This window comes from Dyadobacter sp. (assembly GCF_017744695.1).
GTDB lineage: Bacteria > Bacteroidota > Bacteroidia > Cytophagales > Spirosomataceae > Dyadobacter.
Genome location: NZ_JAGIAS010000007.1, coordinates 135064 through 151723, shown reverse-complemented (window position 1 = coordinate 151723; position 16660 = coordinate 135064). Strand labels below are relative to the sequence as shown.

Below are 16660 nucleotides of genomic sequence, written 5' to 3'. Positions count from 1 at the left end.
ACTAACGCGAATCAACTCTATTGATTTTAACTTTTAAGTTCTCAACTATGAAAAAAACCTACGCCCTCGGCAAAACCTCCTTGCTAGCCATGTTCATGATCCTCTCCGTCGTTTTTGCTTGTAAAGATGACGATGATGAACCGACACCACCAGCAAACAACGATCCGATCGTGGCGACATGGCAACTTACTGCCGTTGCGGCTGCTCCGGGATCTACGTTGCCCGTTGACCCTGCTACACTTGTACCGTGTATATACAGCTTGAAATTGACTTTTAAGGCTGACAACTCCATTGCAACTGCCGATTGTCCAACTGCTGTAACGCTCATCAACTCCGTTATACCCATCAACGGAGCTAAATGGGAGGTTAAGGATGGTAATTTGATTCTCAAAGACAGTTCGAATAATTCTAAATCTTTCAAATACACCCTGAATGGTTCCGATTTGCAAGTTTCCGTTGACGATGCTGCGGTTATTCCGGGTTCAGCGGCCATTGATGTGGTGCTGAAATTCAAAAAAGTATAGCATTCTCCAATACGAGAAACAAAAAAGCCGGGCTTTCTCAGTCCGGCTTTTTGTTTACCCGCTCGTATGATCGCAAACGATCAGCCATTTGCCTTTGATTTTCTTGAACAAAAGTGTGTAATGACCTTCCAGATCTCCCTTTTCGGGTCGTGTCAAATGAAATTTCCCTACTACAAAAGCCACATCGCGGCCGGGGAATGAGAAATTGAGGAAGCTGAATTTCAATGTCCCCATCGTCGCACGATCGGGATAACGTTTGAGATAACCTTCGTAAGTCGGCTTGTAACCGTAAGTAATGCCCGCTTTTCCGACGAACATCAGCGAATCGGATTCCCAGTAACCGTTCATGAACGATTGAATGTCCCCCTTGTTCCAATCTGCCTCCTGGCGTTTCAGGATGCCGAGGATCTCCTCATTGTCGCGCGGCGACTGCGCCTCCGACATGAAAGCAATGCCGATCAGAATGAGGGTAAAAAACCAGTTTCTCATATTTTTTATGGATTTTTGTAATGCAATTGACGATTCTAAATATAACGGAAAGATCGGCGCCCCAGGAAGGCACATAGCCGAAATATCATTGATCCAGCAGGTATGAGCAAGTTCGACAGCATTTTCAAGAAAATCGACCGCCAGAAATATCCATTCGTGGATGGTCTTTACTACCTGTTCATCATTGTTTTTATTCTTATTCTGTTCCTATTTTTTGCCTGACCAGTGACCCATCCCTATTTATTTATACTGAATCCCAATTCGGGCACTTCAATCGGCAAGAACAGCGCAGCTGTACGGGAACGAATCCATTCTGTTGCGAAAAAGAATGCCGGCTCTGCCCAGATCCTTTTCACCGAGGAGCCCGCCCATGCGACCGAGCTCGTGCGCGAGCATATGCACACGGAAAAATGGAAGGCGATCGTAGCAGTCGGCGGTGACGGTACTGTGAATGAGATTGCCAAACCGCTGGTGGACACCAATATTCCAATAGGTATTCTACCCCTGGGCTCGGGAAATGGCCTTGCTCGGCACCTCGGCCTTCCGCTGACGCTGGATGCAGCCCTGAAACGGCTCTTCGAAGGCAAGCCCTCGACGATCGACAGCGCCGAATTGAATGGTATACCCTTTTTCTGCACTGCCGGAATGGGTTTCGACGCATACGTGGGGCATTTGTTCAGCCAGCAGAAAAAGCGCGGACTGATTACATATGTCAATGTTTCATTTAAGGCTTATTGGTCCTATAAACCGCAGTCGTTCCGGCTCAATGGCGTCGAAAAGCGGGCCTTCTCGCTTTCATTTGCCAATGCGGGCCAATTTGGAAACAATGCCTGGGTAGCCCCGCAAGCCAGCTTGCAGGATGGTTTGCTCGATGTATGCACGATCAGCCCTTTCCCGCAATGGTACGGCACGGCACTCGCCTACGGATTGTTCACCAAGCAATTGAAGCAATCGACCTATATCGACTACCAGCGCGCCACACAGGCGGTGGTCGAAACCGATGTGCCCCCGATGATCCATTACGATGGAGAGCCATTACAGCTGGATACTACGCGAATAGAGGTTAAAATTAAGCCGGGAAGCCTGAATGTAATCATCTGATTCCCCTAACGCTGAAAATATGTCAAAGAAAAACCGCTCGGGCATAGTGTACTCTACCAACCCCGAGTTTGAATACAACGATCAGGAAGACGAACCCGAAACGCTGGCCCCGCAGCAGCAGGACCTTCGCATCTGGCTCGACCGCAAAGGCGGCGGCAAGGTGATTACCGTCGTGAAAGGATTTATCGGAGCAAATGCCGACCTGGAAACGCTCGGCAAGCAGCTGAAAGGCCTCTGTGGCAGCGGCGGCACCGTCAAAGACGGCGAAGTGCAGATCCAGGGCGACCACCGCGATAAAGTTATTACGTGGCTCACAAGCAAAAGCTATAAAGCCAAAAAAGCCGGAGGGTAGCTCCGGCTTGGGTTATAATGTTTTGGTAGTATCGATTTCCATTGGTGCAGGCACTGACGATGAGGGCGGCGTCACTGGCTTCGTTGGGCCCAGCACTTCTACTTCCGTCACAAAAAATTTCGTGTCACCATTCCAGGGTAGCTGAAAAATCTTCTCTTTATACGTCAATGAAACCCGATGGCCATTTTTAATCGCCTCTTCGAGTTTTGAGATCGCATCCTTGTCCTTGCCGCTTACCGAAAATACCCATTGCGACGAATTCATCGTGCCGTCGCCTTCAAACAGGCCGCCCATTCTCAGTTCGCCTTCGTAGGTTTTAAACAAATAGCCTCTTTTGCTGAGCCTCGTCACATATCCCCCCCGCTTTCCTTCACTGTAATAGCCAAAAGTGACATAACATAAAGATCCAATTATGATAGCCAGAAATACGGCGAAAATGACCCATTTACGCATAATGCCCGATTAGTTTGGTGATAGAAGCGAACTTCGCAAAACGGTTTGAATTTTCCTAGTTATTATTTGGCACGGATGGCGATCACCGGGTCCATGCGCGCTGCCAGCATGGCGGGCACGATGCCCGAAAGCACACCGATAATACTCGACACACCCAATCCCAAAAGCACGTTGCGCGGCAACAGCAGAATTTCCAGCGAACCGAGTTTCATGAATGAAAGCAGGTACACCAGGAATATCCCCACCAGCCCTCCGACCAGGCTCAGCATCACCGCTTCGAACAGGAATTGGAACAATATCGAATAGTTTTTGGCCCCCAGCGACTTCTGGATCCCGATCAGGTTTGTCCTTTCCTTGACGGACACAAACATGATATTGGCAATCCCGAAACCGCCCACCAGGATTGAAAAGCTACCGATGACCCAACCCGCGACAGTCAGTACGGCAAACAATCCTGAAATAGCAGCGGCCGCGGCTTCGGGCCTGTTCAATGAGAAATTATTGCCGTCGCGCGGCTTGATCCCCCGTTTGGTGCGCATCAGCCCGACGATTTCCGCCTCCACTTCTTTCATACCTACATCATCCGGGAAACCTTTCACCACGATATCCGCACTACGCCGGCCGGATTGGAACAGCTTGGAAAACGAAGCGAACGGAATAAGGCAGATTTTATCGGGACTTCCTCCGAAGTCGACCAGGCTTTCACCCTTTTTTACCCGCACGCCGATAATCGTAAACTTATGCCCCGCCAGCTTAAACGGCTTTCCAACCGGATCCTGTCCCGGAAAAAGCGATTCAGCAATGTCCGCACCTACGATCGCCACATTTCGGGCATTGTTGGTTTCGAGCGGGATGAAATAGCGGCCAGTCTGGATAGGGATGTCCGAAATGAGGTTGTATTCAAAAGACACCCCTTGAATGGGTGCGGTAATGCTATTGGAGCCGTTTTTGAGCGTGGTATTGCCCCTGAAATCCATGACGGCCACAGCACTGGCACTTTCCAGGTTATCGTAGAGATATTTGTATTCGGCGTAGTTCGGTTCCGGCCACTGGAAATACTTCCACCATTGATATTCGCCACCGAAACCCCAGGGCCATTTTTGTACATAAATCACTTTGTCGCCGATGAAGCTCAGGCTGTCGCGGATGCTCTTTTCCAGGGAATCCACGATGGTAAATACGGCGACGATGGCGAAGATGCCTACCGTGACACCGAGCAGCGATAAGATAGTGCGGGTAATATTGGACTTAAGAGCTCCCCAGGCGAACCGGAAACTCTCCCAGACCTGTCGTAAAAACTTCATCATGATGTTACGGACAATTTGAATTCAAAAGTTAGCGCATCGTCCCAATGCATCGAAATAAATTGGTACAAAAGGCAAGAAAAAGGGTTTGATTTAATAAATTACAACATTAACCTGACACTCCTATATGAAATTACGCTACACGCTAATGCTGATCGCCGGCTCGCTATCCGGCATTTCTTTCGCCCAGAAACCGGTACAGGAATCTACCGGCTTCTACCAGTTCCTTTCCGACGACCCGAATCAGAAACCATTTTTCAGCGACCGTAAAGGCGTCGTTGCCCAAAATGGCATGGTCGCTTCCGCGCATCCGGTGGCATCGCAGGTGGGTGTGGATATTCTGAAAGCCGGAGGCAATGCCGTGGACGCCGCAGTGGCCGTGCAATTTGCACTAGCGGTGGTACACCCATCCGCGGGTAATATAGGCGGCGGCGGATTTCTGGTTTTGCGGGATAAGGAAGGCAAAAGTTACAGCATTGATTTTCGCGAAAAAGCACCCGGCAAAGGCCACGCCGATATGTACCTGGATAAAGACGGCAATATTATCCCGAAATCCAGCACATTGGGCCGCCTGGCATCGGGCGTACCGGGATCTGTGGACGGTATGGCGCAAGCCCACGCGAAATATGGCAAACTGAGCTGGAAACAGGTATTGCAACCCGCTATTGATATTGCAAAAAACGGCGTGGTTCTGACCGAACGGGAAGCCAGAAGCCTCAATTCGATCAAAAGCGACCTGTTAGCGGTCAATCCGGGCTCGTCCTACTTTCTCAACCCGACCGGTAAGGACTGGGCTGCGGGCGATTTGCTCGTGCAGAAGGACCTTTCCAAAGTGTTAAAACGTATTCAAAAGAAAGGTCGTGAAGGCTTTTATGCAGGTAAGGTGGCCAAGCAGCTCGTGAAAGATATTAACCGGAATGGCGAAGGCATTATCAGCAAACAGGACCTGGCCGATTACCATGCGCAGTGGCGCGAGACCATCGCCGAAGGCTACAAAGGCTATAAAGTGATCACCATGGCCCCGCCATCCAGCGGTGGAGTCGCATTGCTGCAACTCATGCGCCTCACCGAGCAGCATCCGTTACGTAAATGGGGCTGGCACAGTGATTCGACCATCCAGGTCATGATCGAGGCCGAGCGACGCGTATATGCCGATCGCGCCAAGTTCCTCGGAGATCCCGATTTCGTGAAAGTTCCGGTGAATGAGCTGATCAGCCAAGATTACCTGCAAAAACGCTGGAGCGATTTCACATGGGACAAAGCTACCGACAGCAAAAATATCCACGGGGGCGAGCTTCCAGGCTACGAAAGTCTCGAAACAACGCATTTTTCAGTGGTGGATAAAGAGGGTAATGCCGTGTCCGTTACCACTACCCTAAACGGCGGATATGGCAGTCGGGTCGTGGTAAAGGGCGGAGGTTTTTTCATGAATAATGAGATGGATGATTTCAGCATCAAAGCCGGCGCACCGAATATGTACGGCCTGATCGGCAACAAAGCCAATGCGATTGCACCGGGCAAGCGAATGCTCTCGTCCATGACACCGACGATCATTGAAAAAGACGGAAAACTGCTGATGGTCGTAGGAACGCCGGGCGGTTCTACTATTATCACGTCCGTTTACCAAACGATTCTGAATGTACTGGAACATGGCATGACCATGCAGCAGGCCGTGAATGCATTGAAATTTCACCACCAATGGCTGCCCGACAAAACGACTTTCGAAGCCAATGCATTTTCAGCAGAAGCCATCAAAAAGTTGCAAGACAAAGGTTACATGCTTGAACAGCAGCGTAATTCCATCGGCCGGATGGATTGCATTCTGGTACTTCCCGATGGTTCCCTCGAAGGTGGCTCCGACCCGCGCGGGGACGACACAAGCGTGGGTTACTGAGCACAGGCGCCGGGCTGGTCAGCACCAGGTGAGTTCCGCTATCAGCCCGGCGTGTTGGGGATAAAGTTGCGATAGTGCGTCCTTTTCAGCCATTTCAAAATCAGTAAAATCGAAGCCCGGCGCTACCGTGCAGCCCACCAGCGCGTAAGTGCTGCCGCTCGCAGGGCGCGAGCCAAACCATGCACCTGCCGGTACTACGGCCTGGAAAGTTTCTCCGTTATCAGGGTTATTGCCCAGCCTGATAATGCGCAACTCCCCTGTTTTTTCATCAATCACAAATACTTCCAAGGCATCTCCGGCATAGAAGTGCCACATTTCATCGGCCTGAATGCGGTGGAACGCCGAAAAATTGTGCGATTCGAGCAGGAAATAAATGCCGGTGGAAAATGCCCTGTCGCCTCCAAACCTCGCTGGTAACGCGCTGTGCGGAATGCTTTCGGGTGCGCGATAGGTTTCGGCAAAATGACCGCCTTCCGGGTGCGGCAGCAGGTTGTACTTTTCAATCCAGTAAGATGCAGGTTTCATGGAACGTCGGTTGAGATACAACCGCAAAGTAATCCGGATCATTAAATATTCACCATTGGCTCATTCTTTTTTGCCAACAGAAAAGTTTTGATTAATTTTGATCATTATTAATCATAAATAATCATTTTTAATCAATGGCTAATCCGCGTGTCAACATTACTTCCGAAGAAGTGCTTTCCAATAATTGGTACACGCTTCGCAAATACACCTTCGACTACCAGCGTGCCGACGGCTCCTGGGAGCGCCAGGCGCGCGAGGCATACGACCGCGGGAACGGCGCGGTGATTTTGCTTTATAATAAGGAAAAGAACACCGTGGTGCTTACCCGGCAATTCCGTCTTCCTACCTACACCAACGGCAATGAAACCGGCATGATGATCGAAGCTTGTGCAGGTTTACTTGATAAGGACAATCCGGAGGAATGCATCAAGCGAGAAACAGAAGAAGAGACCGGCTACAAAGTGAGCTCGGTGAAGAAGATATTTCAGGCCTATATGTCGCCCGGCTCCGTTACGGAAATCCTCTATTTTTTCGTGGCCGAGTATTCCGACGCGATGAAAGTAAGCGACGGCGGGGGCTGCGCGACAGAGCAGGAGAACATCGAGGTGATGGAAATTCCTTTCAAAGAAGCCGTTCAAATGGTTGTCAACGGAGTAATCAACGACGCCAAAACCATCATGCTCATCCAATACGCGCAGATTCATGGATTGGTAGGGCAATAAAATGCCGGAGAATATTCGTGTCAGAATGTTCTCCGGCATCGGTCGTCTGTTGCTATCAGGAAATAGGATCGGGCGTCGGCGTTACATCCGTTTCAGTGGAAGCGGTACCCTTGGTACCCTTGAACTTTTCGAACAGATCCTTGAAAAATGCTTCCGCGTCGGGGAAATTGCCTTTCAGCGTCTCGGCGCCCTTCGTTTTAAGTTCCTCGAAATACTCAGGAGCTTTATCGATGGCCCCTTCCGCTTCGGCTTTCAGGTTGTTAGCCTTTGTTTTGAGGTCTTCCAGAAGCTTTTCTCCCTCCTCCGTCTGAAGGTATTTGTGTGCAGCTACTCCCGCAGCGGCGCCCAAGATAAATGTGGCCAGGTGTTTCGCGTTAATGCTCATGATTTCCAGTTACTTAGTTTGAGATTGAATATTCAAGTTAAAGAAACTAATACTTCCAACAAAAGAACGGACTGACAAATCCTGATACATCACACCGAAAAAATTGTGCCCGGCAAACTGTTGACCGGGCACCTGACAGGGAGTTTATGCGTGAAATAGCCTATTTGATTTCAAATGCAGCCTGCATACGGTAACTGATCTTGATTTTCTGGTACTGCACGTCGCTGTCCTGAACAGCATCCGCTGCCTCCGCCGCAAATGCGCGTACATTCGCTTTCGCAAAAACAGGTTGCGGGAAGTACAGATTCTCATCCAGCTCTTTGATTTCGAGCACCTTACCCAACTTTTGATCCAAAGAAGCCACCAGATATTCCGCTTTTACTTTCGCCGCTTTCAATGCGTCGATTTTCACTTGTTTTTTGAACTCCTCGCGTTTCGAGTGATCTACCCGCGCGACGTTCGCAAACTGCACACCGCGGCTTTCAACTTTCGACAAAATACCGTCCAGCTTTTCCGCACTCGACACTTTCAGCTCATATTGCTTCGCTTCGAGAAAAGTAGCAGGTTTCTTTTTCTTATCGACATAGTTCTGGTAACCTCCCACTCCGCTGATCGACAACGCTTCTTTCGGCAAACCGGCGTCCGCTACCGCCTTGATCAGCTGCTTTTCCAGTGTCGAAATGTTGACTTTGTCCTTCTGATTTTTTTCGTCCTGGAAGTACTCACGGAGCGAAATATTGAAATAGATTTCATCGGGTACAACCTCCATTTCGGCGAAACCCGCCACTTCGATATTCGGAACCTGATATAATTGTTCTGTTTTGACTTGTGAAAACGCAGGGGTAATGAGTGATGAAGTGATCAGTGCGCCGAGCAAAAAATACTTTTTCATGGCCTTAAAGATGGATAAAAATGAAAATGATATTAACCTGAACAGCCCGCCCAAACCAGTTGGTCGCGGAACCGTTCTATGGTTTAGATACAAAAACATGCCGAAAGGTTTAACCGGATGCTCATACAAATGACCCGTTGCTCCCCAACTTCTACACAAAAAAAGTGGAAGAACGACGTAAAAAGCTGTCATTCTTCCACTTAATGGCACGGTAAAAATTTTGTCAAATCAGGTAAAATTTTGGTAAATAGAGTCCATGATCCGCACGAAATGCTGGTAATCGGAGTCACTCAGACTGCCCCATCCTTTGCGACGAATATCGGCCACGATCGGGAATGCCTGGTTATAAATCGTCTCTCCGCTTTTGGTCAGGAAAAGGTTGAATTTGCGACGGTCGCCTGCCGCAGGGCCTCGCTCTACCAATCCTTTCTTTTCCAGTAAATCGATAATCCTCGTCACTGTCGGAGGATCTTTGAAAGTCATTTCCGCCAATTCGTTCTGGCTGATCCCCTGCTTCCTGAAAATATGGTCAATAAGCACCCATTGATCGACCGTGAGGTCAAAACCCGCCTCAGTCAACTGCTTTTGCAAGGCATTACGAATCTTTTTGATAGTCGTATCTATCTTAAAAAAATAGGCACGATGATCCGACTGATGTGTCATGATGTGGAAGTAATAGAAATTTAGAATGATTGAGTATTAACAAATATAAGCCTACGCAACAATTCGTCTACTAATAATTGTGGGAAAAAGTTTAGGAAAAACTGGTGTCGATAATTGATGTTAACCGCTTATCAGGAATGGATGCCCGAAGGATGGTTCACAGCCAAAACACTTTTCGAGCAGCAGAAATAATGCAAAATTTCACTCGAAATATTACATCGACATGCATTATCTAAACTAATTCTGCTATGCGAAAATTACTTTACACTTTCATCCAAACAGGCCTATTCGCGATCATCTCGTGCGTCGGCCTGTCCCTCCAAGCGCAGGACACGCCGTTTATTCAACCCGTATCTGCCAGCCAGATTCCGGACTCTCAGGAAATGGCCACATACGGCGAACGTTTACGAAAGAATCCCAATATTACAGGCTATCATTTCATCAAGCTAAACGAGCTGGCCACTTCGCAAAAAGACGGCATTCTGCTGCTTCACATTCCCGGCGGCCCAACGATTACCGCAGTCGCCAGCCATGTAGAATACGAATCGGCCAGTGAATATGAGTGGATCGGCAAAACCGACGAAGATAGAGGCACTGTGATTATCGTATCGAAGGTTGGTCGGGTTTGTGCACACATATCCACACCCGCGGGCGTGTACGAGATCTTTCCGGCGCCGTCGGGGCTGTATTGTTTGCACGTAATCGACCCGGAGAAGGCTTGGGATGTTGGCTGCGCCACAACCTCGTCCGTCGCAAAGCCGGAGAATGGGGGGACGGCAGCTGCGGAGCCTGCAATAAAGCAAGAAGGTAATGTCAATGCGAAAATGCAGCCTTGCCAGGCATTGACCTACCCGAGAGTACTGGTACTCTACACGCCGAAGGCGTTGACATTGGCAGGAAGTACCGCAGTAATTGCTGACCATGTAAACCTGTCCATTTCGCAGTTTAACAGTTGTATTTACAACAGCGGGATTACGAGTGCCGCGGCCTTGGTACTGGCGGGGGTAGCACCGCTGAACAACCTCTCGGAAACGGGATCTATTACCAATGACCTCAACAGTCTTGTAGGTAATGCGAATGCGCAAAATCTAAGAAATCAACATCAGGCTGATTTGGTCGTACTTCTAACCGACTCATACTACCAAGGGGGCGATACCAGAGGTAAATCTCAAACGGTAACATTAGAAAATTCAAACTCCTACTCAATTGTTGAATTGTGGTGTGCCACTTCTCACAAAACCTTCGCTCACGAGATCGGACACCTATACGGATGCCGCCACGAAGACGACAATACTGCCTTGCCTTCCTACGCCAAAGGCTATAAAATCAAATTCCTCGGATTTACAGTAGACAGGACGATGATGGTAGGTAATGGAATTTCCGGTGACCAAGCTAAAAACAGGCTTCTAAATTTTTCAAATCCAAATATTCAGGTAAGCGGAAGGGCCACCGGTACGAACGACGAAAATAATGCCCAAAGAATTACTGAATCGCACCCGATCGTGGGCGCATTCAGGCCAGATCCTGCTAATCCACTGAATGTTTTTGTGGATGGGCCCACATGGGTAAGCAGCCCGGGTGGCAAGAACTATGAATTGTATTATAGCTGCGGGTCTGCGCCGTACACTTTTAGCTGGCAATACAGCTACGACGGAATCAATTACATCCTTTCAAATATAACCTCAGACGTATTTACATGGTATTTCAATCAAAATCAAAAGATTTACATTAAAGGTACTGTTACCTCCAACGGCCAGTCTGCAATAGCGTACATAACAGTAACTGCCCAGCTGCCTGCTAATCCATACAAGGTTTCAGCAGCAGGAAATGACACAATTGCATTGCAACACGAGCTGCCCGGTTTAATCGCAACTCCCAATCCAGCAGATGATCGGATTAACATTTCCTACAACCTTCAATTTGATATGCAGGTCAAACTAGATATGCTGGATCAATCAGGAAAGGTCATTGAAATACTGAAAGACGACAAGATAATAAGTCGTAAGGGTCGCTATTCTGCTACTGTTAAGAGTAAGAATCTGCCAGTTGGTACCTATTTCATTCGCCTCCTCACTAGCCAAGGGATCAAAACTTGCCGGGTAATCATCACAAAATAGCCTTCTAAATGACACGCTCTCGGACTCTTTATATATCTCTTGGAATTATCATGCTGCTAGCTGGTTGTAAAATTGCCGACGCAATAATTGGTGCTGCCGGGCCTCTCCCACGCTTGCCCAACTGGGGCTACCTCACAGCTGAAATGAATGGCGTAGATTGGAGTACAACCTATAAAAATGCCTATCAGGTTACACATGGATCCACTACTTATGCCGATAATCCCAAAGGTGTTTTCTACGCATTAACCTCGATACTGTATTCACCGGAAGGCTGTGATCGTCAACAGTTGCTGTTTCAAAACATCCCATTTTATCCACATACAGGCCGGCATAAACTTGTATCATGCAACCCCTACACGGGGTGCGAATCCAGCGACAAACCAAGGGTAGCATTGTTTGAATCACTCAGCGACGGCGATGTTGCAGGAGACTTCTTCTATACCGTCGATTCTGAGGATAATTATATCCAAATCGACAGTTACAATGTCCAAACGCAAGAAATAAAAGGGAGCTTTCAGCTTACATTAGCCAACGCCCGGATCCCCCGATCGTCCAACGCATTACCCGATACATTACGCTTCCAAAACGGCCGGTTTCACACCAGGATTATTGAATACAAAGGAAGAGGCGGATGATCAATTGAATATGGATGTACAGCGGAAGGAAAACCAAACACTTCATCGGCATTTATGCATTAAACCTTTGTTACCGCTCATGAAACACTATTCCGTTTTAATGTGCATATGGATCTGCTTCGGGAACTGCCAATCCGATGTCTACTTTCCCCCAATTCATTTGGGTATTTAAAAGCGAAAGTAAACGGTCGGGATTGGGAGAAGACTTACTTCAATGCATATCAGCTGATACATGCCCATATGGAGAATGATGAACATATTCCCAAATGTCGCCGAACCCTCTACTTCTCAGTAGAGGCATTACTTTTGGACACTCCCGGGACATTACAACAAACGCTTGGCTTTTACTCCATTCCCTCGGCGCCCGGACGATACAAATTGAACCCCAACGAACCAAATTGTGAAGATACACTCGCTGTGTATACGCAGTTTTGCACTTTCATTGATGAAGACATTTACCGCGACAGATATGAGATCGTTCCTGGTGTTGAAAACTACCTGATTCTGGACAAGTATGAAAAAGATGGAAATATGGAAATCAAAGGGAGTTTCGAAGCAACTTTTGTTCTGCGGTCTCCCCGCTCCTGGAATTCCTGGGAAGATACCTTGCGATTCACAAACGGGCGTTTTTACACAAAGATTGTCATTCCGGAGCGACGAAAATTATAACGCTCTATAACGACATGAGCCGGGCACAGCCCCGGCTCATGAAATATAAAACTTTCGGAAAACCCTACGCCGAATTTCGCGCCGCATTGATAATCCCGAACATCGCCCGGATAATCAGCTGGTTATACGTCTCCACATCCACTTGCAATTTCTTTGGATCGCCGGCGAGCATTTGTAATGCATATTGCTGAATCGTGATCAACGGCAATACGATGCGCTCGCGGGTTTTGATGGACACCTTTGTGACATTGTTGCTATCAAGCAGCTCCTTCTGACTGGAAACTTCCAGCAGGAGCTCGCGCGTGAGCAGGAATTCTTCGTACATTTTATCCCAAAACTCGCGGTACTCTTCCTCATCGCGAAGGTATTTGGTAGCAGGAAAAAACGCCTTGGACAGCGACTGCATCGAGTTCTCGATCAGCGTCCGGAAGAAAAGTGATTTCTGGTAAAGCTTCTTGATGTCCTCGACCTTGTCCTGTTTCGCCAGTTCACGAATAGCGGTTCCGAAACCATAGAAGCCCGGCACATTCTGCTTCATCTGCGCCCACGAGCCCACAAACGGGATCGCACGCAGGTCTTCAAACTTCAACCCTTCATCATCGTTACCGCGTTTCGTTGGGCGGCTTCCGATGTTCGTTTGCCCGTAAAAGCGCAGCGGCGTCTTTTTATCGAGGTACTTGACAAACATCGGGTGGTTTTTCAGATCCAGATAGGAATTGTAGGCGATTTCAGCCATTTCTTCAATCAGGTCCTTGTCGGCATCTGTCAGCTCGTCATCGCGGTGGCCTTTGAAAAGGTGGTTTTCGAGGCCGGCTGTAAACAACCTTTCCAGATTGTACATGGCCGTCGTGACGGTACCATAGTTGGAGCTGATGGTTTGTCCCTGAACTGTGAGTTGAATTTCCTTATCCTCGATATCCTTGCCGAGCGACGAGTAAAAGTTGTGGTTGTTACCGCCCCCACGTGCAGGAGGTCCTCCACGACCGTCGAAGAACGTCACTTTAATACCAAATTCACGTGATACCTTGGTCAATTCCTCCTTGGCACGGTAAATCGACCAGTTGGCGCGCAGGTAACCGCCGTCTTTGGTTCCATCCGAGAAGCCCACCATGATCGTCTGGTGATTCTCACGGTTACTCAGGTGGTTGCGGTAATATTCATTTTCGTACAGTGTCCGCATGATGCCCGGAGCATTGGCAAGGTCATCCACGGTTTCAAAAAGCGGTACGACGTCGAGTGCCAGCCTGCCTTCTTCATCTGCAATCAGGTTTTTGGCCAGCGCCACCACCTGCATCACATTCAATGCAGAAGTGTTGTTGCTGATCACATACCGGTGCGCCCCTTTTTCACCATTCTTTTCCTGAATAGTTTTGATTGCTCTGATCGAGCCCAGAATATCTTTTGTAAGCTCGTCCTCATAATCCTCATCGCGAAGCGGGATATTCAGCGAGAGCAGCAAGTCTATTTTTTTAGCCTCGTCCCAGCTTTGGTAGTCGCTGTATTTCAACAGCGGGATTTTCTTTTCCAGTCTTTTCAGAATATCCTCCCAGGCTTTGCCATGCTTACGGCTGTCCTGACGAACGTCGAGGCTTGCGAAGAAGAATCCGAAGAGGTTCAGTTTCAGGATGAAATTATCCAGCAATTCTACGAAAAGCCCCTGGTGCTTGTTTACCAGTACTTCACGTGCTTTCAATAATTCGTCGATCAGCTCCTGCGCGCTCCCGTAACCTTCCTCAAACGGCCCGAAAATGGTGCTGTTCATCTTTTTCTCCGCCAGCGAAACAGCGTCATCCACCCCTTTAAAGGTAAGGCGACGCTTCAATTGACGAATATCACGGTAGTAGCCCCGCAACAGCGTTTCGCGCAGGCGGTCCGCGACTTTCAAAGTGATTTCGGGATTCACAAACGGGTTACCGTCACGGTCACCGCCAGGCCAGAAGCCCAGACGGAACACATTCGGATAAGGCCAGTCGTGCACGCTCATTCCCAGTCCGTTGATCAGTTTTTCAAGAATGGACGGGATAGCGTCGTAATATACATTTTCAAGGAACCAGCACAGGCTCACCGCCTCATCGAACGGTGTAGGTTTTTCATGGTTAATGAAAGCCGTTTTCCCGAGCTGCAACAGCAACTGGTTTACCTCCGTAAAATCGTTAGCCTTGATCGCATCTTCCAGATCGTTGATAATGCCCAACACCTTGCCCGAATAAAACTGGGTCGGGTGGGCAGTCAATACGATGCGTACACTGAAATCTTCCAGTTTGGCGAGCAGTTTCTTTTTCAGCTCGTCGTTTTCCAGCCGTTCGGTGAGGTAGGTTACCGAGCCTTTACCGGTCAGGTCGTGGGTCTCATCGAAGGCCGCATCTTCCACCGAGTCGAAAAGCACGACTTGGCGTTCGATGTATTGGATAAATGCAAAAAGCAGATCTGCACGTTCCTTGGGAGTAGCCGTTTCCAGGAGCTCTGAAAAAAAATGCTCGATGATTTCTTTGGGAGATTTGCCTTCCTGAAAGCCTATCTCGCTTTGCTGAGTCAGTATCGGAAGTAGGGAACCTGTTTGGAATATACCGCGGTAGGGTAAGCTGAGAAACAGGCTATTAAAAATATTATACTTCGTTACAACTGCGTCCTGGAAACTATTATTCATAATGGAGTGACGAAATTATATTTTGAAATTTGCACTGAAGGCAAATATAACCTTAAAAAATGGGTTTCAGGCTTTGGGGTGCGCTTGTTGATGCGATTTTTTAAGCTTTTCGATGGAGTTATGCGTGTAAATCTGCGTGGCTGCGAGGTTGACATGGCCCAGCAACTCTTTGATCGAATTCAGATCGGCACCGCGGTTCAGTAAATGCGTTGCATACGTATGCCTGAGCACGTGCGGGCTCTTTTGCGACAACGTCGTAACAGCCGAAAGGTATTGCTTTACCTTTCGCTGTACAAAAACAGGATAAACAGCTTTATTTGAATCCGTTAACAGCAGAATATTGGTATTTTCTTCCGGCGCACGCTGCTCTATATATTTTTGAAGTAGTTGCACCAGGGAAGTGGAAACAGGCACGATCCGCTCCTTTGATCGCTTGCCAAAAACACGAATGGTGCGAGCGGACAAATTGAGGTCTTTTAATTCGAGTTCCACCAGCTCCGAAAGCCGGATACCGCTGCCATACAACAGTTCCATGATCACCCGGTCGCGCAGGCCTTCGAAATCATCGGTGAATGTACCTTCTTCAAAAAGCATTTCCATAGATTTCTCCTCCACGAATGCCGGCAGCTTTTTGCGGGCTTTCAGGGCCGACAGGATTTTCGTCGGATCGTTATCGATGTGTTTTTTCTTCCTTAGATAGCCATAAAAGGTCCGGAGCGCGGCAATTTTCCGGTTAATAGACGACGGGTTAAGCCCTTCTTCCATCAAACTCACCACCCACGACCGGAGCATCGGCGCCTTGGCGGTTTCAGGCTCGGCGCAGTCGTATTGAAAAAGGAGGTATTTCTGAAACTGTTCGAGATCAGTCTGGTACGATTTGATCGTATGCGCACTGGAGCGCTTTTCGAATTGGAGAAATTCCAGAAACGGTGTTATCATAGTCCTAACATACGAAAAGGAGCCATCTTATTCAAGACAGCTCCTTTTCGTATGATATGGATACAATAATCCTATAGAAGTCTTTCAGAGAACCATTCCGTTAGGAACTAGTCTTCTAAGTGACCGTAAGTTTTCTCTTTGTAAACGGCACGCAAAACTTCGAAACGACGCTTAACAGATGGTTTTTCGAAAGCTGTACGGGCACGAAGCTCACGCATTGTACCAGTTCTTTCAAATTTCTTCTTGTAACGCTTAAGAGCGCGATCAATCGATTCGTTGTCTTTAATGTTAATAATAAGCATGCTTATAATTTCTAATGTTCTTTGAATTGGTTTCTGAAATCGGACTG

Annotated in this window: 18 protein-coding genes; 8 read left to right on the top strand and 10 right to left on the bottom strand. The window is 48.2% G+C overall.

Annotation, left to right across the window (positions count from 1 at the left end; translation table 11 throughout):
* The first annotated feature begins 47 nt into the window (after positions 1–47).
* A complete protein-coding gene (locus tag J7619_RS23875; protein ID WP_291204706.1) occupies positions 48–524 on the top strand; it encodes a lipocalin family protein in 477 nt (158 codons plus the stop codon).
* Positions 525–578: 54 nt separating this feature from the next.
* Here J7619_RS23875 and J7619_RS23870 read toward each other — a convergent pair whose 3' ends face one another.
* Positions 579–1013 (bottom strand): DUF4440 domain-containing protein, encoded by a 435-nt coding sequence (locus tag J7619_RS23870; protein WP_291204703.1) that lies wholly within the window; start codon positions 1011–1013, stop codon positions 579–581.
* Between the two features lie 225 nt (positions 1014–1238).
* On the opposite strand from J7619_RS23870, the gene J7619_RS23865 reads away from it, so the two are divergent.
* Positions 1239–2114, top strand: coding sequence for a diacylglycerol kinase family protein (locus tag J7619_RS23865; protein WP_291204700.1), 876 nt, complete (start codon positions 1239–1241; stop codon positions 2112–2114).
* Between the two features lie 19 nt (positions 2115–2133).
* A complete protein-coding gene (locus J7619_RS23860) occupies positions 2134–2466 on the top strand; it encodes a translation initiation factor (RefSeq protein ID WP_291204698.1) in 333 nt (110 codons plus the stop codon).
* Between the two features lie 12 nt (positions 2467–2478).
* On the opposite strand, the gene J7619_RS23855 is transcribed toward J7619_RS23860, so the two are convergent.
* Both J7619_RS23855 and J7619_RS23850 read right to left on the bottom strand, forming a co-directional pair.
* Positions 2479–2919: a hypothetical protein gene (locus J7619_RS23855; RefSeq protein ID WP_291204695.1), complete on the bottom strand. Its 441-nt coding sequence runs from the start codon at positions 2917–2919 to the stop codon at positions 2479–2481.
* Between the two features lie 62 nt (positions 2920–2981).
* Positions 2982–4226, bottom strand: coding sequence for an ABC transporter permease (locus J7619_RS23850; RefSeq protein ID WP_291204692.1), 1245 nt, complete (start codon positions 4224–4226; stop codon positions 2982–2984).
* 124 nt (positions 4227–4350) lie between these two features.
* On the opposite strand from J7619_RS23850, the gene ggt reads away from it, so the two are divergent.
* A complete protein-coding gene (gene ggt / locus J7619_RS23845) occupies positions 4351–6117 on the top strand; it encodes a gamma-glutamyltransferase (RefSeq protein WP_291204689.1) in 1767 nt (588 codons plus the stop codon).
* 18 nt (positions 6118–6135) lie between these two features.
* Here the strand turns inward: ggt and J7619_RS23840 are convergent, their stop codons facing one another.
* Complete coding sequence (locus J7619_RS23840) at positions 6136–6642, bottom strand: cupin domain-containing protein (RefSeq protein WP_291204687.1); 507 nt, start codon at positions 6640–6642, stop codon at positions 6136–6138.
* A gap of 134 nt (positions 6643–6776) precedes the next feature.
* On the opposite strand from J7619_RS23840, the gene nudK reads away from it, so the two are divergent.
* The gene (gene nudK / locus J7619_RS23835; protein ID WP_291204684.1) at positions 6777–7364 is read left to right on the top strand and encodes a GDP-mannose pyrophosphatase NudK; all 588 of its coding nucleotides are present in this window, start codon (positions 6777–6779) and stop codon (positions 7362–7364) included.
* 55 nt (positions 7365–7419) lie between these two features.
* Here the strand turns inward: nudK and J7619_RS23830 are convergent, their stop codons facing one another.
* The 3 genes from J7619_RS23830 to J7619_RS23820 form a co-directional block, all read right to left on the bottom strand.
* Positions 7420–7749, bottom strand: a complete 330-nt coding sequence (locus tag J7619_RS23830; protein ID WP_106599567.1) for a YtxH domain-containing protein — start codon at positions 7747–7749, stop codon at positions 7420–7422.
* 160 nt (positions 7750–7909) lie between these two features.
* Positions 7910–8641, bottom strand: a complete 732-nt coding sequence (locus J7619_RS23825; RefSeq protein WP_291204679.1) for an SIMPL domain-containing protein — start codon at positions 8639–8641, stop codon at positions 7910–7912.
* Between the two features lie 228 nt (positions 8642–8869).
* Complete coding sequence (locus J7619_RS23820; protein ID WP_291204676.1) at positions 8870–9304, bottom strand: MarR family winged helix-turn-helix transcriptional regulator; 435 nt, start codon at positions 9302–9304, stop codon at positions 8870–8872.
* 248 nt (positions 9305–9552) lie between these two features.
* Between J7619_RS23820 and J7619_RS23815 the strand changes: the two genes are divergently transcribed.
* From J7619_RS23815 to J7619_RS23805, 3 genes are all read left to right on the top strand, one after another.
* Positions 9553–11421 carry a M12 family metallo-peptidase gene (locus J7619_RS23815; RefSeq protein WP_291204673.1) on the top strand — a complete coding sequence of 623 codons (1869 nt, stop codon included), beginning with the start codon at positions 9553–9555 and terminating at the stop codon, positions 11419–11421.
* A gap of 50 nt (positions 11422–11471) precedes the next feature.
* Positions 11472–12056, top strand: a complete 585-nt coding sequence (locus J7619_RS23810) for a hypothetical protein (RefSeq protein WP_291204669.1) — start codon at positions 11472–11474, stop codon at positions 12054–12056.
* A 108-nt stretch (positions 12057–12164) separates the two neighbouring features.
* Positions 12165–12725, top strand: coding sequence for a hypothetical protein (locus tag J7619_RS23805; RefSeq protein ID WP_291204666.1), 561 nt, complete (start codon positions 12165–12167; stop codon positions 12723–12725).
* 64 nt (positions 12726–12789) lie between these two features.
* On the opposite strand, the gene J7619_RS23800 is transcribed toward J7619_RS23805, so the two are convergent.
* The 3 genes from J7619_RS23800 to rpsU all read right to left on the bottom strand — a co-directional run bounded on the left by J7619_RS23800 (position 12790) and on the right by rpsU (position 16613).
* Entirely contained in the window at positions 12790–15372 is a 2583-nt protein-coding gene (locus tag J7619_RS23800; RefSeq protein ID WP_291204663.1) for a phosphoenolpyruvate carboxylase, read from the bottom strand.
* A gap of 66 nt (positions 15373–15438) precedes the next feature.
* Positions 15439–16311, bottom strand: coding sequence for a tyrosine-type recombinase/integrase (locus J7619_RS23795; protein ID WP_291204660.1), 873 nt, complete (start codon positions 16309–16311; stop codon positions 15439–15441).
* 107 nt (positions 16312–16418) lie between these two features.
* Entirely contained in the window at positions 16419–16613 is a 195-nt protein-coding gene (rpsU, locus tag J7619_RS23790; protein ID WP_015813375.1) for a 30S ribosomal protein S21, read from the bottom strand.
* Between the last annotated feature and the right edge of the window lie 47 nt (positions 16614–16660).